This is a genomic window from Kitasatospora sp. NPDC059795 (assembly GCF_042732175.1).
Lineage (GTDB): Bacteria > Actinomycetota > Actinomycetes > Streptomycetales > Streptomycetaceae > Kitasatospora.
Genome location: NZ_JBHWID010000002.1, coordinates 327,134 through 343,122, shown reverse-complemented (window position 1 = coordinate 343,122; position 15,989 = coordinate 327,134). Strand labels below are relative to the sequence as shown.

The following is a 15,989-nucleotide window of genomic DNA, read 5'->3' as shown; positions in this document are numbered from 1 at the left end:
AGCGGGGGATGGCCGACACCGCCGAACCGGCAATCTGCTGCCGGGCCTTCCAGCACCGGCCCGCGCATCACCCACCCGAGACCACGGGCTCCCGGCGTGGCCAGTGCCATGCGACAAGGAGCCGGCGCCCCACCGCCGACCCGGCGCGGCGGGCCGACCGTAGAGGACATCTCCGCTCTCGGCGCGGCAGGTTACTGCGCAGCGAGCAGGCCGGCCGGGCCGACGATGGCCGAGCCCGACGGCCTGACGCTCCGATGCCGCCGGCTCTGCGGATCACCCACCCGAAACCACAACCCCCTTGCGCGACCCGCGCCGTACGGCGGGCAGCGCCGCAGCCGGGAGCAGACCTCCCGCGGCCACGGCGGCGAGGGCCGGGAGGGCGGTGTGCGGGCCGACGCCGGAGGCGGTGGCGATGCCGAGGGTGGGGCCGATGTTCATCGCGGTCTGCTTCAGTCCGCCGACCGCGCCCGCGTAGCCCGGCGGGGCATCGCCGACCACGCTGCCGGTGGCCGTCACCATCACCGCCGCGAACCCCGCGCCCAGCAGGGCGGAGGCCACCGCCGTCGCGACCGTCGCCGCTCCGCCGTCGCCCGGACCGGCCAGTGCTCCAACTCCCGCCACCAGCAGCAACGTTCCGACGAACGCCGTGGCGCGCGGACCGTACCGATGCAGCGCCCGTTCGGCGGCGGGGGCGCCCAGCACCATCAGCGCGGTCAGCGGCAGCATCCGCAGCGCGGTGTCCAGCGGGCCGAGGCGCAGGGCGTCCTGGAGGCGGAAGGTGGTGCTGAAGAGGGTGCCGAACAGTCCGGCGGAGGACGTCAGGAGCAGCGCCAGTGAACCGATCACCGGCCGCGAGCCGGCCACCGGTCGCGGCACCACCGGTTCGGCGGCGCGCCGCTCGTGGCCGATCAGAACCGCCAACAGGCCGATGGACAGCGCGAGTTCGGCGAGCGTGCCAGCGGCGGCCCAACCCCGGCCGGGTACCTCGGCGAGCGCGTGCACCAGGACGGCGAGCGCCGCGGCGAGCAGCACCGCACCCGCCAGGTCGAGCCGCGAGCGTCCCCGGTCGACCTCGGGCGGGCGCAGGGCGAGCGTCAGGGCGGCGATCAGGACGGCGGCCGGCACGTTGATCCAGAACACCGCCCGCCACCCGAACTGCCCCACCAGCACGCCGCCCAGCAGCGGGCCGGCACCGGCCGCGACGGCGATCGCGCCCGTCCGCACCGCGATCGCCCGGCCGAGCCGCTCCGGCGGGCAGCACAGCCGCAGCAGTGCGAGTGTCCCGGGCTGCAGCAGTGCGCCGAACGCGCCCTGGGCGACCCGCAGTCCGATCACCCAGCCGACGGTGGGGGCGAGGGCGATCCCGGCCGAGGCCGCACCGAACCCGAGCACCCCCGCCAGCAGCGTCCCCCGGTGCCCGTACCGGTCGCCGAGGCGGCCGGACACCACCAGCAGGGCGGCGACGGCGACCAGGTAACCGGTGCTGGTCCACTGCAACTGCGCTGCCCCTGCGCCGAGTTCGCGCCGCATGCTGGGCTGGGCGATCAGCAGCACCGTGCCGTCCAGGGCCACCAGCATCGCGGCCGCGGCACTCACCGGCAGCGCGAGCCGGCTCACCGCGCGCCCAGGTGCGCCGTCAGGACCGCCTCCAGCAGCGCGTCCTCCCGCCCCTCCCCGAGCATCAACTCGACGCTCCCCCAGCCCTGCAACTGCGCCAGCCCGTGCAGGTTCGCCCACAGCGCGGCCGCGACGACCGGCGCCCGCTCCCCGTCCCCGGTGCACTCCGCGACCAGCCCGACCATCCCCCCGAACAGCGGGCCCGTCGCCTCCCGCAGCCTCGGCTCCGCCGTCTCCGCCCCGTCACTGCTCAACAAGTCATGACGGAACATCAACTCGAACATCCCGCGCCACTCCGCCGCGAACGCCAGGTACTCCCTCGCCACCCCCTCCAACCGCCCCCGCGGCCCCTCCGCCCGCACCCCCGCGAACCGCCGCCCCAACTCCTCGAACCCCCGCCGCGCCACCGCCGACAGCAACTCCCGATGCGTACCGAAATACCGCCGCGGCGCCCCGTGCGACACCCCCGCCCGCCGCGCAATCTCCCGCAACCCCACCGCCCCCGACCCCTCCGCCAGCACCAACTCCACCCCGGCATCCACCAGGCGCTCACGCAGGGACGTCCGCTCATCATCCATAGACACTGTCTACCAACATCGAGTAGACACTGTCTACCCACTACCCTGAGGACATGACCTCACTGCCCGACTGGATGCGCCCGCCGCGCGCGGAGGGCTGGTTCGCGGAGGATCTCGACCGCCTCCCCGAGGCGCCTCGACACACCGAACTGATCGACGGAGTACTCGTCTTCATGATGTCGCCGCAGCGCTGGGGGCACGGCCACCTCGTCACCATGCTCACCGTCGCGCTCATGGGCCAGTGCCCGCAGGGGTACAAGGTCGGCAGAGAGATGACCATCCGACTCGACTCCCACAATCGGCCCGAACCGGATCTGCTGGTGACCGACGCCCCGATCGACCGCGACCGCACATGGCTCGCCCCCGAAGAGGTCGCGCTGGCCGTCGAAGTCGTCTCCCCCGAATCCGCCCACCGCGACCGCACGGTCAAGCTCCACAAGTACGCAGCGGCCGGAATCCCCCACTACTGGCGAATCGAGGACGAGGACGGCCACCCCGTCGTCCACGTCTACGAACTCGACGCCCCGACCCGGAGTTACGTCCCGACCGGCATCTTCCGAGGCACGCTCCAGGTCCCGGTGCCGTTCGAGATCGATCTCGACCTCGACCAACTCGTCTCCGGCCTCTGACCGGTACGACAAAGGGACCGGCCATCGGCCGGTCCCTTCTGGTGTCGACCGAACGTCAGACGTTGAAGCGGAACTCCACCACGTCGCCGTCCTGCATGACGTAGTCCTTGCCTTCGATGCGGGCCTTGCCCTTGGCGCGGGCCTCGGCGATGGAGCCGGTGGCGACGAGGTCGTCGAAGGAGGTGACTTCGGCCTTGATGAAGCCCTTTTGGAAGTCGGTGTGGATGACGCCGGCGGCTTCGGGGGCGGTGGCGCCCTGCTTGATGGTCCAGGCTCGGGCTTCCTTGGGACCTGCGGTGAGGTAGGTCTGGAGGCCGAGGGTGGCGAAGCCGACGCGGGCGAGGGTGGCGAGGCCGGGCTCCTCCTGGCCCATGGACTGGAGGAGTTCGAGGGCCTCGTCGTCCTCGAGTTCGATGAGCTCGGACTCGATCTTGGCGTTGAGGAAGATGGCCTCGGCGGGGGCCACCAGGGCGCGCTGGGTGTTCTTGAAGTCCTCGTCGGAGAGGGCGTCCTCGTCGACGTTGAAGACGTAGAGGAACGGCTTCGCGGTCATCAGGTGGAGGTCGCGGACGAGGGTGGTGTCGAAGCCGGCCTCGAAGAGGGTCTTGCCGGTCTCCAGGATCGCCTGGGCGGCCTCGGCGGCGGCGAGGACGGGGGCGGTGTCCTTCTTGAGCCGGGCTTCCTTCTGGAGCCGGGGCAGCGCCTTCTCGATGGTCTGCAGGTCGGCGAGGATCAGCTCGGTGTGGATGGTGTCGATGTCGTCCTTGGGCGACACCTTGCCGTCCACGTGGACCACGTCCGGGTCGGTGAAGGCGCGGACGACCTGGCAGATCGCGTTGGCCTCGCGGATGTTGGCGAGGAACTTGTTGCCGAGGCCCTCGCCCTCGCTGGCGCCGCGGACGATGCCGGCGATGTCCACGAAGTCGACGGTGGCGGGCAGGATGCGCTGCGAGCCGAAGATCTCGGCGAGCTTGTCCAGCCGCGGGTCCGGAACGCCGACGACGCCCACGTTGGGCTCGATGGTGGCGAACGGGTAGTTGGCCGCCAGCACGTCGTTCTTGGTCAGGGCGTTGAACAGGGTCGACTTGCCGACGTTCGGCAGGCCGACGATTCCGATCGTGAGCGACATGGAGAGTGGTGTCCCGTGGCTTGGAGGGCGTCGAGGTGGCCCGGTGCCGGGCCGATCCCCCAGTCTACGGGGCGTGCGGGGGCCCCAGGCAGCGCGGTGGGGCGCGCACCGGCCGGACACGGATCAATTGCCGGGAAGCCATTACACAGGGTGTCGATGATCGGACCGTACGTTGGTCGGGTGGAGCAGAGCACCCGTACCCAGCCGCCAGGGCCGAGACGACGAGCGCCGGGGCGCGGCGCCGACGAGGCCGCCGTTCCGGGGCAGAGCCGACCCCCCGAGTCCCGGTTGCGGACGGCCTCCGCCGGCCGGTCCGCACCACTCGCCGCGCAGGTGCTGCAGCGGCTGCTGAACCGGCTGCTGACGCTCCGTCGGCGGCGGGCCGGCGGGCCGCCGGCCAGGTTGACGGCGGTGGGCACCGGGGTGGTCGCGGCAGCCGGGACGCTGGCGTTCGCCGCGCTGGACCGGCTGGTGTTCGGGGGGCTCGGGGTGCTGTTCGGGCTCGGCTATCTGGTGGTGTGCTTCCAGCTGGCCGTGCGGGTGCGGTACCCGGACCTGCCGGCCGCGCCGATCTGCGGGCCGATCGCGTTCGCGGCGGCGCTGGTGCTGCTGCAGCCGGGCAGCACCAGCGGCATCACCGGCCAGGTGGTGGCGCTGGCCGGCGGGCTGGCGCTGCGCGCGGGCTGGCTGTTCGCCGGCACCGGCCTGGCCACCGCGATCGTCACCGCGCGTTACGTCGCCCAGCGCCGCCGCCACCGCAGCCGGTAACGACCCGGCGGCCGGTAACACCTCGGCGGCCGATGACCAGCAGCCGGTGCCCGGCGGTCAGCGGCTCAGCGCCCGGCGGCCATCGCCGCGCCGACGATGCCCGCGTTGTTGCGGAGTTCGGCGGGGACGACCTCGGCCCGGCGGTCCTTGAGCAGCGGCAGGAACTTCTCGTGCTTGCGGCTGACGCCGCCGCCGACGATCACCAGCTGCGGGGAGAAGAGCATCTCGACCAGGTCGAGGTACTCGTCGACCCGCTCGGCCCACTGCGGCCAGCTGAGGTCGTGGCGTTCCTTGGCGGCGGAGGAGGCGCGCCGTTCGGCGTCCTTGCCGCGCATTTCGAGGTGGCCGAGCTCGGTGTTGGGGACGAGCACGCCGTCGGAGAACAGCGCGCTGCCGATGCCGGTGCCGAAGGTGAGCAGCAGGACCACCCCGGAGCGGCCGCGGCCGGCGCCGTGGGTGACCTCGGCGAGGCCGGCCGCGTCGGCGTCGTTGACCACGGTGGCGGGCATGCCGAGCGCGTCGCTGAACCGGGCGGCGGCGTCCAGGCCGATCCAGCCCTTGTCGACGTTGGCGGCGGTGCGGGTGTGACCGTCGACGACCACGCCGGGGAAGGTCAGGCCGACCGGCCCGTGGTGGTCGAAGTGCCGGACGACCTCGCAGACCGCGTCGATCACCGCGTCCGGGCCGGACGGGTGCGGGGTGAGCACCTTGTGCCGCTCCTGCGCGAGCACGCCCCTGTCCAGGTCGACCGGTGCGCCCTTGATGCCCGAGCCGCCGATGTCCACGCCGAAGACCGTCGTCACTGCCGTCGCCTTCCGTACCGCCGGTGGCGTCCGCTGCCCGCCGGCCCTCGCACCAACGTACGGGCGCGCGGGGGCGGGCGCAGCCGTTCCCGGACGGTGACGGCCGCACGGACGACGCCCGGGCCCCTCGGGGGAGGGACTCCGGGCGTCGGACGGGGCCGGCTGGGGCTCAGAGCTTGCCGGCGGCCTCGGCGCGCAGGTCGCGGCGGAGCTCCTTGGGGAGCGAGAAGGTGAGGTGCTCCTCGGCGGTCTTGACGATCTGCACGTCCTCGAAGCCGTGTGCGGCGAGGAGCTGCAGGACACCCTCGACCAGGATCTCCGGCACGGACGCGCCGCTGGTCAGGCCGACCGTCTGCACGCCCTCCAGCCAGGCGAGGTCGATCTCGTCGGCGAAGTCGACCAGGTGGGCGGCCTTGGCGCCGTACTCCAGGCCGACCTCGACCAGGCGGACCGAGTTGGAGGAGTTCTTGGAGCCGACCACGATCAGCAGGTCCGCCTCGGGGGCGAGCTGCTTGACGGCGACCTGGCGGTTCTGGGTGGCGTAGCAGATGTCGTCGCTGGGCGGCGAGACCAGCAGCGGGAAGCGCTCCTTGAGGGCGCCGACGGTCTCCATGGTCTCGTCCACGGAGAGGGTGGTCTGGGAGAGCCAGACCAGCTTGGACTCGTCGCGGATCTTCACGTTGGCGACGTCCTCGGCACCGTCCACCAGGTGGATCCGGTCCGGGGCCTCGCCCATGGTGCCGACGACCTCCTCGTGGCCCTCGTGGCCGATCAGCAGGATGTCGTAGTCCTCGTCGGCGAACCGGCGGGCCTCCTTGTGCACCTTGGTGACCAGGGGGCAGGTCGCGTCGATGGTGGCGAGCTTGCCGGCCTCGGCCTCGTCGTGGACCGACGGGGCGACACCGTGCGCGGAGAACACCACGATCGCGCCCTCGGGCACCTCCTCCGTCTCGTCGACGAAGATCGCGCCCTGCTTCTCCAGGGTCTGCACGACGTACTTGTTGTGGACGATCTGCTTGCGGACGTAGATCGGCGCCCCGTACTGCTCCAGGGCCTTCTCCACGGCGATCACGGCGCGGTCGACGCCCGCGCAGTAGCCACGGGGGGCGGCGAGCAGGACACGGCGCTGAGCAGTGGTGGACATGGCTCCATCGTACGGGCGAGTCCCGCCCGCGTGGACGCGCGTCGGCACTGTCGTGGCGGGGACGGCCGGGTGGAATGGCGAGCGTGAGCACACAGGCGCGGACGACGGAACTGCGGCGCACTCTCGGGGTGCGCGATCTGATGGTGTACGGGCTGCTGTTCATCGCCCCGATGGCGCCGGTCGGCGTGTTCGGCGTGCTGGACGCGAAGAGCCACGGCGCGGTGGCCGCCGTCTACCTGGTGGCCACCGTGGCCATGGGATTCACCGCCCTCTCCTACGCCGAGATGGTGAAGGCGGTGCCCCGGGCCGGCTCGGTGTTCGCCTACGCCCGGGCCGGGCTGGGCGAGGGGCCCGGGTTCATCGCCGGGTGGATGGCGATGCTGGACTACCTGCTGATCCCCGCCGTCGCGTACCTGTTCTCCGGCATCGCACTGAACTCGCTGGTGCCGGGCGTCTCCCGCTGGGTGTGGACGACGCTGGCAGTGCTGGTCACCACCGCGCTCAACCTGATCGGGGTGCGGACGGCGGCCGTGGTCGGCTTCGCGGTGCTGGCGATGGAGATCGTGGTGCTGACGGTGTTCGTGGTCGCCGCGTCGGTGGAACTGGCCCTGCACGGCGCCGCCCGCGACTGGGGTTCCCCGTTCGGGGGAATCGGCGGGTTCTCGTTGACGGCGGTGCTGTCGGCGGTGTCCGTCGCCGTGCTCTCGTATCTGGGCTTCGACGCGATCGCCTCCTTCGTCGAGGAGGCCGTCGGCGCGTCGGCCGCGGTCGCCCGGGCGGTGCTGTGGTGCCTGGCGCTGGCCGGGCTGCTGTTCGTCGTCCAGACCTACCTGGCGGCGGTGCTGGAGTCCATGACGCCCGATCAACTGGCCGCCGACCCGGCCGCGCAGGGGTCGGCGTTCTACGACACGGTCGAGGCCGCCGTCGGGCACTGGCTGCACGTGCTGATCGCCGTGTCCAAGGCGATCGGCGCCGCGTTCGCCGCGCTGGCCGGGCAGGCCGCGGCCGGGCGGCTGGTGTTCGCGATGGGGCGGGAGGGGCGGCTGCCCCGGCGGCTCGGGGTGGTCGAGGAACGCTCCGCGACCCCTCGGCGGGCACTGCTGACGGCGGCCGTCATCACGCTGGTGGCCGCGGTCTGGGCCGCCCGCCGCGACGACGGGCTCGACCGGCTCACCTCGGTGGTCAACGTCGGAGCGCTCACCGCGTTCATCCTGCTGCACGCCTCGGTGGTGGGCTGGTACGTGGTGCGCGGCCACTCCCGCGACTGGCTGCGCCACGCCGTCGTTCCGCTGCTGGGCGTCGCGGTGATCGTCGCGGTGCTGGTGGAGGCGTCGCACACGGCGCTGATCGTGGGCGGGATCTGGCTGGTGGCGGGGTTGCTGGTGTTGCTGGTGGGGACGCGAACCCGGGGAGAGCAGCACTAGGGATGCGCCCGACCGTTCGCGCGGGCTTTCCGGCCCCGTGCCCCCGGTTTCCCGTCGGCCCGAAGGGCTAGCCTCGGGGGATGGCTAATGCGAGCAGTCCGGAAGCGCCCCTGCCCGTGGGGAAGGTCTCGGCGCTGATCGGCGGGTGGGTCGATCGGCTGGGCGAGGTGTGGGTGGAGGGGCAGATCGCCCAGCTGTCCCGGCGGCCGGGGGCGGGGATGGTGTTCCTGACGCTGCGTGATCCGGATCGGGACGTCTCGTTGACGGTGACGTGTTTCCGGTCGGTGTTCGAGCAGGTCGCGGATGCCGTGCAGGAGGGCTCGCGGGTGATCGTGCTGGCGAAGCCGGAGTGGTACGCGGCGCGCGGCACGCTGTCGTTGCGGGCGTCCGAGATCCGGCTCGTCGGCTTGGGTGAACTGCTGGCCCGGCTTGAGCAGTTGAAGCGGAAGCTGTTCGCCGAGGGCCTGTTCGAGGAGTCCCGGAAGAAGCCGCTGCCGTTCCTGCCGGGCTGCGTGGGCCTGGTGACGGGCCGCGGTTCGGCGGCCGAGCGGGACGTGCTGGAGAACGCCCGGCGGCGCTGGCCGGCGGTGCGGTTCGAGGTGCGGAACGTGCTGGTGCAGGGGCCGCAGGCGGTGTCGCAGGTGTGCGCGGCGGTACGGGAGTTGGACGCGCGGCCGGAGGTCGAGGTGATCGTGGTGGCGCGTGGCGGCGGCAGCGTGGAGGACCTGCTGCCGTTCTCCGACGAGGAGTTGGTGCGGACGGTGGCGGCGGCCCGGACGCCGGTGGTGAGTGCGATCGGGCACGAGCCGGACCAGCCGCTGCTGGATTTCGTCGCGGACCTGCGGGCGTCCACGCCGACCGACGCGGCGAAGCGGGTGGTGCCGGACGTCGGCGAGGAGCTGGCGAAGGTGCGGCAGCTGCGGGACCGGGCGCGGCGGTACGTGGTGCACCGGGTGGAGCGGGAGACCGCAGGGCTGGCGTCGGTGCGCAGCCGTCCGGCGCTCGCGGCGCCGACCGAGGCGGTGGCAGCGCGCGGCGCGGAGGTGACGGCGCTGTTGGAGCGGGCCCGGCGGGTGGTGGGGCACCGGCTGGACCACGCGCAGACGGATCTGGGCCATGCGCTGGCCCGGGTGGTGGCGCTGTCGCCGCTGGCCACCCTGGAGCGCGGGTACGCGGTGCTGCAGCGCGAGGACGGTTCGGTGGTGACCGATCCGGGGCAGGTCGCCGACGGCGAGGCGCTGCGGGCCCGGGTGGCGGGCGGCGGCTTCGGGGTGCGGGTGGCCGAGCAGGGCTGACGGGGTCAGTGGAGCAGCCGCTCGCGGGAGAGCGCGGTGGAGTGCTCGTGGAAGCCGAGGCTGCGGTAGAGCGCTTCGCCGCCCTCGGTGGCGTGCAGGTCGATCCGGGTGGCGCGGCGCTCGTCGAACCAGGCGAGCAGCGCCTCGGTGCAGGCCCGGGCGTGGCCGCGGCCGCGGTGGTCGAGGTCGGTGCAGATGTTGAAGACGAACCCGAACAGGCCGTCGGGGTGGCCGGGCGCGGGCAGGCGCTGTTCGAGCGTGCCGACGGCGCAGCTGGCCAGTCGGCCGGGCCGGTCGGGGTCGTCGACGACGTAGGCCTGCAGGCGGCGGTCGGGTTCGGCGAGTTGGCGGGCCACCAGGCCCTCGGCGGTGTGCTGCCACGCGCCGGGGCGCGATTCGCCCTGCATGGATTCGAACATCAGCGCGCGGAGGCGGACCAGTTCGGCGGCGTCCTCGGGGCGGGCAGGGCGTGGGGTGCTCATGTCCGGCAGCGTAGGCGGGGGCGCAAGGGGTTTGTCCGCCACGAGCCCTAGGCTGAGCGGCATGGCTGATCAGGGTGTCGAGCAGGGCCTCGGGTACGAGCAGGCGCGGGACGAGCTGCTGGAGGTGGTCCGGCGGCTGGAGACCGGGGGGACGACGCTGGAGGAGTCGTTGGCGCTGTGGGAGCGCGGCGAGCAGTTGGCGAAGGTCTGCCAGCGCTGGCTGGACGGCGCACGGGCCCGGCTGGACGCGGCGCTGGCGGCCGAGGAGTCCGCGGGCGAGTAGCCGCGCCGGAGTGTGGCTCGGATCACAGGCGGTCCAGGGAATGGTTTAACTTTCATCGAAGTTGGATCGGGGTGTACGGCGCCCGCCGTGCCTGACCGCCCCCAGCCTTGAGGTAGGACACCGTTATGACCCTGGCCCTCGACGCCGCCGCCCAGGACCTGCTGTTCCGCGAGGCCCGCACCGCCAACACCTTCTCGGACGAGCCGGTCGGCGACGAGCAGATCCAGGCGATCTACGAGCTGGTGAAGTTCGGCCCGACCGCCTTCAACCAGCAGCCGCTGCGCATCGTCCTGGTCCGCTCCGACGACGCCCGCGCCCGCCTGGTGCAGCACATGGCCGAGGGCAACCAGGCCAAGACCTCCGGCGCGCCGCTGGTCGCGATCCTGGCCGCGGACAACGAGTTCCACGAGGAGCTCCCGACCCAGCTGCCGCACTTCCCGCAGGCCAAGGACATGTTCTTCAGCGAGCGCTCGGTCCGTGAGGCCTCCGCGACGCTGAACGGCGCCCTGCAGGCCGCGTACTTCATCGTCGGCGTGCGCGCCGCCGGCCTGGCCGCCGGCCCGATGACCGGCTACGACGCCGCGGGCATCAACAAGGAGTTCTTCGCCGACGGCGAGCACTCGGTGCTGGCCGTGGTCAACATCGGCAAGCCGGGCGAGGACGCCTGGTTCCCGCGGAGCCCGCGTCTGGCCTACGACGAGGTCGTCACCACCGTCTGAGTCCGGCCCGCGACAGCGAAAGGCCCCCGCCGTGCGGCGGGGGCCTCTTCGTGTCGGCCCACTTCGGGGCCGGGCACTTCGGGGCCGGGCTACTTCAGGGTCCGGGCGAGCTCCGCGAGCTCCTCGTAGGAGGCGGTGCCGGTGAGCACCGTGGTGCCGGTGCTGCCGGCGGGGCGGGTCAGCGCCCGGTAGCGGTCGCCCTGCACCCGCTGCCACTCCTGGCCGTCCACCGTGGAGCTGCCGTCCGGCTTGCCGCCGGGGACGTTCTTGGCCACCACGTCCTGGGGCTTGCCGTCGCTCTGCTCGATCGCCGCGTACTGGCCGGAGGCGGTGCTGAGGCCCAGGTGCCACACGGCGTGGCCCTTCTCGTTCGGGCTGTAGCTCACCGAGGTGGCCTGCCAGCCGTCCGGCAGCTTCTCCGGGCCGAGCAGCGGGTACGGCGCGGCGCGCTTCGCCGACGCCACCTCCACCTGGTACGTCACCGGGTGGACGCCGCTCTTGCTCTCCGCGCTGGGGATGCTGAAGTACGCGACCGCGACCACGATGCCGACCGCCGCCATCGACAGGACCATGTCCCGTACCGTCTGACGGCCCCTCTTGCTGCTGTTGCCTGCCACCCGCCCATGGTAGGCGGCGCTTACGGAAAGCCCCTCCACCGGCTGCCCCGCAGCGGTGCGCGCGGAGTGCGCCGCAGACGACCGTCCCACCTGCCGATACGATCGCAGCATCCCTCATCGCAGCGCCGGTGACCCTCCGCGACCCGGCGCTGACTGGCCGTCGCGTACAGAGAGGTAACGACGATGACCACGCAGTACCCGCACCACCTTCCCAGCGCCCTGGAGGTCGCGCCGGAAGCTCCCGATCGGAACCTGGCCCTCGAACTGGTCCGGGTCACCGAGGCCGCGGCGATGGCCGCCGGCCGCTGGGTCGGCCGGGGTGACAAGAACGGCGCCGACGGCGCGGCCGTGAAGGCGATGCGCACCCTGGTGTCCACCGTCTCCATGAACGGCGTGGTCGTCATCGGCGAGGGCGAGAAGGACGAAGCCCCGATGCTCTACAACGGCGAGCGGGTCGGCGACGGCACCGGCGCCGAGTGCGACGTGGCCGTCGACCCGGTGGACGGCACCACGCTGACCGCCAAGGGCATGAACAACGCCGTCGCGGTCCTCGCGGTCGCCGACCGCGGCACCATGTTCGACCCCAGCGCGGTCTTCTACATGGACAAGCTGGTCTGCGGCCCCGAGGCCGCCGACTTCGTCGACATCACCGCCCCCGCGGCCGTCAACATCCGCCGGGTCGCCAAGGCCAAGGGCTCCGCCGTCGAGGACGTCACCGTCGTCGTCCTCGACCGGCCGCGCCACAACGACCTGGTCAAGGAGATCCGCGAGGCCGGCGCCCGGATCAAGTTCATCTCCGACGGCGACGTCGCCGGCGCGATCATGGCGGCCCGCGAGGGCACCGGCGTGGACCTGCTGATGGGCATCGGCGGCACCCCCGAGGGCATCATCGCGGCCTGCGCGATGAAGTGCATGGGCGGCACCATCCAGGGCCGGCTGTGGCCCAAGGACGAGGCCGAGAAGCGCAAGGCGCTGGACGCCGGCCACGACCTGGACCGGGTGCTGCACACCGACGACCTGGTCAGCGGCGAGAACGTGTTCTTCGTCGCCACCGGCATCACCGACGGCGAGCTGCTGCGCGGCGTCCACTACCGCTCGGAGACCGCGACCACCTCGTCGCTGGTGATGCGCTCCAAGAGCGGAACGATTCGGCAGATCGACTCCACCCACAAGCTGGCCAAGCTGCGGGCCTACAGCGCGATCGACTTCGACCGGGCCAACTGAGCCCGCCGACGCGTCCAGGGGCGGGCCGGGGAGCTTCCTCCCCGGCCCGCCCCTGCCGTGCGTCCGGCCGGCTGTCTCAGCCGGCTATCCGGGCCGTCAGGCGCCGGGCGTCCAGCAGTTCGGCCTCGCGGCGGCGCCGGCGGGCGAGCACCACGCGGCGCTCGGCGGCCGTCAGCCCGCCCCAGACGCCGTACGGCTCGGGCTGGGCGAGCGCGTGCTCGCGGCATTCGAGCAGCACCGGGCAGCGGGCGCAGACCCGCTTGGCGTGCTCCTCGCGGGAGAGCCGGGCGGCTGTCGGCTCCTTGGAGGGAGCGAAGAACAGCCCGGCCTCGTCGCTTCGGCAGGCGGCGGAGGTGTGCCAGGGGTTGTCGTCCGGATCCGGTGCCGCGGGGCGGCGAGCGGCGGCGGTGGACTCGATCGGGTGCAGCACGGTGACTCCTGACCAGGCTCAAGGCTCGGGGATCGGTCGCCTCCTGCCCGACTGCCCCGTGCTCCCTCGCCGTGGCACCGTCGCCGACCCGCGGGGTCACAGCCGTACAGGAACGATGTGCGATTGGAACTACCCCGCCACCCCCGGATTCATGCACACCGCACGCAACTGACTACCCGCTGCACTCGGAACAACGACGAGTGCCGCCAGGCGAGTTGACGATTCGCCGGATCGCCGCAGGTCAGCCCTCCAGCTGCCGCCGGACCCACTCCTTGAGCTTCTTGCCGCGCTTCGGCTTGGCCTCGCAGCCGCCGAACACCGCCGCGCCCTTGATCCGCACCACCGGCGCGTACGGGTCCGGCGAGGTCTGCTCGCGGACGTCGAAACCGCCGAAGATGCCGGCGCCGCTGCCTTGCAGGCTGACGTTCTCCGGGACGCGCACCTCGACGCCGCCGAACACCGCGATCACCTCGATGACCACCTCGGGCGACTCGAACACCGCGTCGGTCAGGTCGATCTCGATCCCGCCGAACACCGCGACGGCCCTCAGGTGCGAGCCGACCCGCCAGCGGCCCTTGCGGGCGGCGCCGCCGAACACCGCGACCATGGTGGGCGATTCGGCCCGGGCCGGCGGCAGCGCCGGCTGCGGGGCGGGGGCCGGGGTGTCCAGCGGCGGCTTGGTCAGGCTGTGCCGGATCGGGCCCGGGTGGCTGGGCAGGTCGCGGGTGAGCGGCTCCAACTCACCGAAGGTGCGGGCGTTGTAGGCGGCCTCGATCCGTTCGGCGTGCTCGTCGACGGTGAGCCGGCCCTCCGCGTAGGCGTCGCGCAGCAGGTCGGCGACGCGTTCGCGGTCGGCGTCGGCGGCCCGGAGCTCGGCGGCCAGGTCGGTACCGGGGGCGGGAGCGGGAGCCGGCGCGGGCTCGCTCTTCTTCATCGGGGCGGGCGGCTGGCCCTGCGGCTGCTGAGCGGGAGAGTTGTCCACGTCACAAGCCTAGCGAGCCCGCTCAATACCCGAACGCCGGTTCGACGCAAAGCGGATGACCGCGGAACGGGCGGCCCGGCGTGAGCCGCGTCACGCAGGCCGACCCGAGCGCCGGGGGCGTGCTCCGTGCGCCTAACCTGGAGGGTGCCTCGTCGACGACGCCGAAAGAACTGAAGGATCTCCCCCATGGCTTCAGAGTTCGCCTACCGCGACCTGCTCCCGCTCGGTGCGGACACCACCCCGTACCGCAAGCTCACCTCCGAGGGCGTCTCCACCTTCGAGGCCGGCGGCCGCACCTTCCTGCAGGTCGAGCCGGAGGCCCTGCGGCTGCTCACCGCCGAGGCGATGCACGACATCTCGCACTACCTGCGCCCGGCCCACCTGGCCCAGCTGCGCCGCATCCTGGACGACCCGGAGGCCAGCCCCAACGACCGTTTCGTCGCGCTGGACCTGCTGAAGAACGTCAACATCTCGGCCGGCGGCATCCTCCCGATGTGCCAGGACACCGGCACCGCGATCGTGATGGGCAAGCGCGGCCAGAACGTGCTGACCTCCGGCCAGGACGAGTCGGCGATCGCCCAGGGCGTGTACGACGCGTACACCAAGCTGAACCTGCGCTACTCCCAGATGGCCCCCGTGACCATGTGGGACGAGAAGAACACCGGCAACAACCTGCCGGCCCAGATCGAGCTGTACGCCACCGACGGGGACGCCTACAAGTTCCTGTTCATGGCCAAGGGCGGCGGCTCGGCGAACAAGTCGTACCTGTACCAGGAGACCAAGGCGATCCTCAACGAGTCGTCGATGCTCACCTTCCTGGAGCAGAAGATCCGCTCGCTGGGCACCGCGGCCTGCCCGCCGTACCACCTGGCCATCGTGGTCGGCGGCACCAGCGCCGAGTTCGCCCTGAAGACCGCGAAGTACGCCTCCGCGCACTACCTGGACAACCTGCCGACCGGCGGCGACGCCAAGACCGGCCACGGCTTCCGCGACCTGGAGCTGGAGCAGAAGGTCTTCGAACTCACCCAGAAGATCGGCATCGGCGCGCAGTTCGGCGGCAAGTACTTCTGCCACGACGTCCGCGTCATCCGCCTGCCCCGGCACGGCGCCTCGCTGCCGGTCGCGATGGCCGTCTCCTGCTCGGCCGACCGCCAGGCGCTCGGCAAGATCACCGCCGAGGGCGTGTTCCTGGAGCAGCTGGAGACCGAGCCGGCGAAGTACCTGCCGGAGACCACCGACGCCCACCTGGACGGCGACGTGGTGCGGGTGGACCTCGACCAGCCGATGGCCGCGATCCGCGAGCAGCTCTCCAAGTACCCCGTGAAGACCCGGCTTTCGCTCTCCGGCACGCTCGTCGTCGCCCGCGACATCGCGCACGCCAAGATCAAGGAGCGGCTGGACCGCGGCGAGGGCATGCCGCAGTACATGAAGGACCACCCGGTCTACTACGCGGGCCCCGCCAAGACCCCCGAGGGCTACGCGTCCGGCTCCTTCGGCCCCACCACGGCCGGCCGGATGGACTCCTACGTCGACCAGTTCCAGGCCGCGGGCGGCTCGATGGTCATGCTCGCCAAGGGCAACCGCTCCAAGCAGGTCACCACGGCATGCAACGAGCACGGCGGCTTCTACCTCGGCTCGATCGGCGGCCCCGCGGCGCGACTCGCCCAGGACTGCATCAAGAAGGTCGAGGTGCTGGAGTACCCCGAGCTCGGCATGGAGGCCGTCTGGCGCATCGAGGTCGAGGACTTCCCGGCGTTCATCGTGGTGGACGACAAGGGCAACGACTTCTTCGCCGAGGTCACGGACGGCCCGCTGATCACCAACCTGCGGGTGCGCTCGGCGCAGTGACCCGCCGAAACGGGACG

At 72.3% G+C, this 15,989-nt stretch carries 17 protein-coding genes; 8 read left to right on the top strand and 9 right to left on the bottom strand.

Annotation, left to right across the window (positions count from 1 at the left end):
• Positions 1–273: 273 nt before the first annotated feature.
• Positions 274–1,617 carry an MFS transporter gene (locus tag ACFV4P_RS05510; protein ID WP_380467645.1) on the bottom strand — a complete coding sequence of 448 codons (1,344 nt, stop codon included), beginning with the start codon at positions 1,615–1,617 and terminating at the stop codon, positions 274–276.
• A complete protein-coding gene (locus ACFV4P_RS05505) occupies positions 1,614–2,195 on the bottom strand; it encodes a TetR/AcrR family transcriptional regulator (RefSeq protein WP_380467643.1) in 582 nt (193 codons plus the stop codon). The genes ACFV4P_RS05510 and ACFV4P_RS05505 overlap by 4 nt, the downstream gene beginning before the upstream one ends.
• 53 nt (positions 2,196–2,248) lie before the next feature.
• Between ACFV4P_RS05505 and ACFV4P_RS05500 the strand changes: the two genes are divergently transcribed.
• Positions 2,249–2,824: a Uma2 family endonuclease gene (locus tag ACFV4P_RS05500; RefSeq protein ID WP_380467641.1), complete on the top strand. Its 576-nt coding sequence runs from the start codon at positions 2,249–2,251 to the stop codon at positions 2,822–2,824.
• Between the two features lie 55 nt (positions 2,825–2,879).
• On the opposite strand, the gene ychF is transcribed toward ACFV4P_RS05500, so the two are convergent.
• Entirely contained in the window at positions 2,880–3,953 is a 1,074-nt protein-coding gene (gene ychF / locus ACFV4P_RS05495) for a redox-regulated ATPase YchF (protein ID WP_380467639.1), read from the bottom strand.
• 180 nt (positions 3,954–4,133) lie between these two features.
• Between ychF and ACFV4P_RS05490 the strand changes: the two genes are divergently transcribed.
• Complete coding sequence (locus ACFV4P_RS05490; protein WP_143200188.1) at positions 4,134–4,721, top strand: DUF6542 domain-containing protein; 588 nt, start codon at positions 4,134–4,136, stop codon at positions 4,719–4,721.
• A 65-nt stretch (positions 4,722–4,786) separates the two neighbouring features.
• On the opposite strand, the gene ppgK is transcribed toward ACFV4P_RS05490, so the two are convergent.
• Positions 4,787–5,524 carry a polyphosphate--glucose phosphotransferase gene (ppgK, locus tag ACFV4P_RS05485; protein WP_380467637.1) on the bottom strand — a complete coding sequence of 246 codons (738 nt, stop codon included), beginning with the start codon at positions 5,522–5,524 and terminating at the stop codon, positions 4,787–4,789.
• A 169-nt stretch (positions 5,525–5,693) separates the two neighbouring features.
• The gene (locus tag ACFV4P_RS05480) at positions 5,694–6,668 is read right to left on the bottom strand and encodes a 4-hydroxy-3-methylbut-2-enyl diphosphate reductase (protein WP_380467635.1); all 975 of its coding nucleotides are present in this window, start codon (positions 6,666–6,668) and stop codon (positions 5,694–5,696) included.
• 74 nt (positions 6,669–6,742) lie between these two features.
• Between ACFV4P_RS05480 and ACFV4P_RS05475 the strand changes: the two genes are divergently transcribed.
• Positions 6,743–8,092 (top strand): APC family permease, encoded by a 1,350-nt coding sequence (locus ACFV4P_RS05475; protein ID WP_380467633.1) that lies wholly within the window; start codon positions 6,743–6,745, stop codon positions 8,090–8,092.
• Positions 8,093–8,172: 80 nt separating this feature from the next.
• Positions 8,173–9,387 carry an exodeoxyribonuclease VII large subunit gene (gene xseA, locus ACFV4P_RS05470; RefSeq protein WP_380467631.1) on the top strand — a complete coding sequence of 405 codons (1,215 nt, stop codon included), beginning with the start codon at positions 8,173–8,175 and terminating at the stop codon, positions 9,385–9,387.
• Positions 9,388–9,392: 5 nt separating this feature from the next.
• Here the strand turns inward: xseA and ACFV4P_RS05465 are convergent, their stop codons facing one another.
• A complete protein-coding gene (locus ACFV4P_RS05465) occupies positions 9,393–9,869 on the bottom strand; it encodes a GNAT family N-acetyltransferase (protein ID WP_380467629.1) in 477 nt (158 codons plus the stop codon).
• Positions 9,870–9,930: 61 nt separating this feature from the next.
• Here ACFV4P_RS05465 and ACFV4P_RS05460 point away from each other — a divergent pair, with 61 nt between their 5' ends.
• Positions 9,931–10,152, top strand: a complete 222-nt coding sequence (locus ACFV4P_RS05460) for an exodeoxyribonuclease VII small subunit (RefSeq protein ID WP_073811057.1) — start codon at positions 9,931–9,933, stop codon at positions 10,150–10,152.
• A gap of 125 nt (positions 10,153–10,277) precedes the next feature.
• Positions 10,278–10,871: a malonic semialdehyde reductase gene (locus tag ACFV4P_RS05455; RefSeq protein ID WP_380467627.1), complete on the top strand. Its 594-nt coding sequence runs from the start codon at positions 10,278–10,280 to the stop codon at positions 10,869–10,871.
• A gap of 89 nt (positions 10,872–10,960) precedes the next feature.
• On the opposite strand, the gene ACFV4P_RS05450 is transcribed toward ACFV4P_RS05455, so the two are convergent.
• A complete protein-coding gene (locus tag ACFV4P_RS05450; protein WP_380467626.1) occupies positions 10,961–11,488 on the bottom strand; it encodes a DUF4245 domain-containing protein in 528 nt (175 codons plus the stop codon).
• 183 nt (positions 11,489–11,671) lie between these two features.
• On the opposite strand from ACFV4P_RS05450, the gene glpX reads away from it, so the two are divergent.
• Positions 11,672–12,712, top strand: a complete 1,041-nt coding sequence (gene glpX / locus ACFV4P_RS05445; RefSeq protein WP_043915862.1) for a class II fructose-bisphosphatase — start codon at positions 11,672–11,674, stop codon at positions 12,710–12,712.
• A gap of 76 nt (positions 12,713–12,788) precedes the next feature.
• On the opposite strand, the gene ACFV4P_RS05440 is transcribed toward glpX, so the two are convergent.
• Together ACFV4P_RS05440 and ACFV4P_RS05435 are read right to left on the bottom strand one after the other, a co-directional pair.
• Positions 12,789–13,142 (bottom strand): WhiB family transcriptional regulator, encoded by a 354-nt coding sequence (locus ACFV4P_RS05440; RefSeq protein WP_380467624.1) that lies wholly within the window; start codon positions 13,140–13,142, stop codon positions 12,789–12,791.
• A gap of 241 nt (positions 13,143–13,383) precedes the next feature.
• Entirely contained in the window at positions 13,384–14,076 is a 693-nt protein-coding gene (locus tag ACFV4P_RS05435) for a DUF1707 domain-containing protein (RefSeq protein ID WP_380468160.1), read from the bottom strand.
• Positions 14,077–14,310: 234 nt separating this feature from the next.
• On the opposite strand from ACFV4P_RS05435, the gene ACFV4P_RS05430 reads away from it, so the two are divergent.
• Positions 14,311–15,972 carry a fumarate hydratase gene (locus ACFV4P_RS05430; protein WP_380467622.1) on the top strand — a complete coding sequence of 554 codons (1,662 nt, stop codon included), beginning with the start codon at positions 14,311–14,313 and terminating at the stop codon, positions 15,970–15,972.
• The last annotated feature ends 17 nt before the right edge of the window (positions 15,973–15,989 follow it).

Coding starts and splice junctions, on each gene's coding strand:
- ACFV4P_RS05465 (WP_380467629.1), bottom strand. CDS start 9,869: ATGAGCACCCCACGCCCTGCCCGCCCCGAGGACGCCGCCGAACTGGTC.
- ACFV4P_RS05475 (WP_380467633.1), top strand. CDS start 6,743: ATGGCGAGCGTGAGCACACAGGCGCGGACGACGGAACTGCGGCGCACT.
- xseA (WP_380467631.1), top strand. CDS start 8,173: ATGGCTAATGCGAGCAGTCCGGAAGCGCCCCTGCCCGTGGGGAAGGTC.
- ychF (WP_380467639.1), bottom strand. CDS start 3,953: ATGTCGCTCACGATCGGAATCGTCGGCCTGCCGAACGTCGGCAAGTCG.
- ACFV4P_RS05505 (WP_380467643.1), bottom strand. CDS start 2,195: ATGGATGATGAGCGGACGTCCCTGCGTGAGCGCCTGGTGGATGCCGGG.
- ACFV4P_RS05430 (WP_380467622.1), top strand. CDS start 14,311: ATGGCTTCAGAGTTCGCCTACCGCGACCTGCTCCCGCTCGGTGCGGAC.
- ACFV4P_RS05455 (WP_380467627.1), top strand. CDS start 10,278: ATGACCCTGGCCCTCGACGCCGCCGCCCAGGACCTGCTGTTCCGCGAG.
- ACFV4P_RS05480 (WP_380467635.1), bottom strand. CDS start 6,668: ATGTCCACCACTGCTCAGCGCCGTGTCCTGCTCGCCGCCCCCCGTGGC.
- glpX (WP_043915862.1), top strand. CDS start 11,672: ATGACCACGCAGTACCCGCACCACCTTCCCAGCGCCCTGGAGGTCGCG.
- ACFV4P_RS05435 (WP_380468160.1), bottom strand. CDS start 14,076: ATGAAGAAGAGCGAGCCCGCGCCGGCTCCCGCTCCCGCCCCCGGTACC.
- ACFV4P_RS05460 (WP_073811057.1), top strand. CDS start 9,931: ATGGCTGATCAGGGTGTCGAGCAGGGCCTCGGGTACGAGCAGGCGCGG.
- ACFV4P_RS05500 (WP_380467641.1), top strand. CDS start 2,249: ATGACCTCACTGCCCGACTGGATGCGCCCGCCGCGCGCGGAGGGCTGG.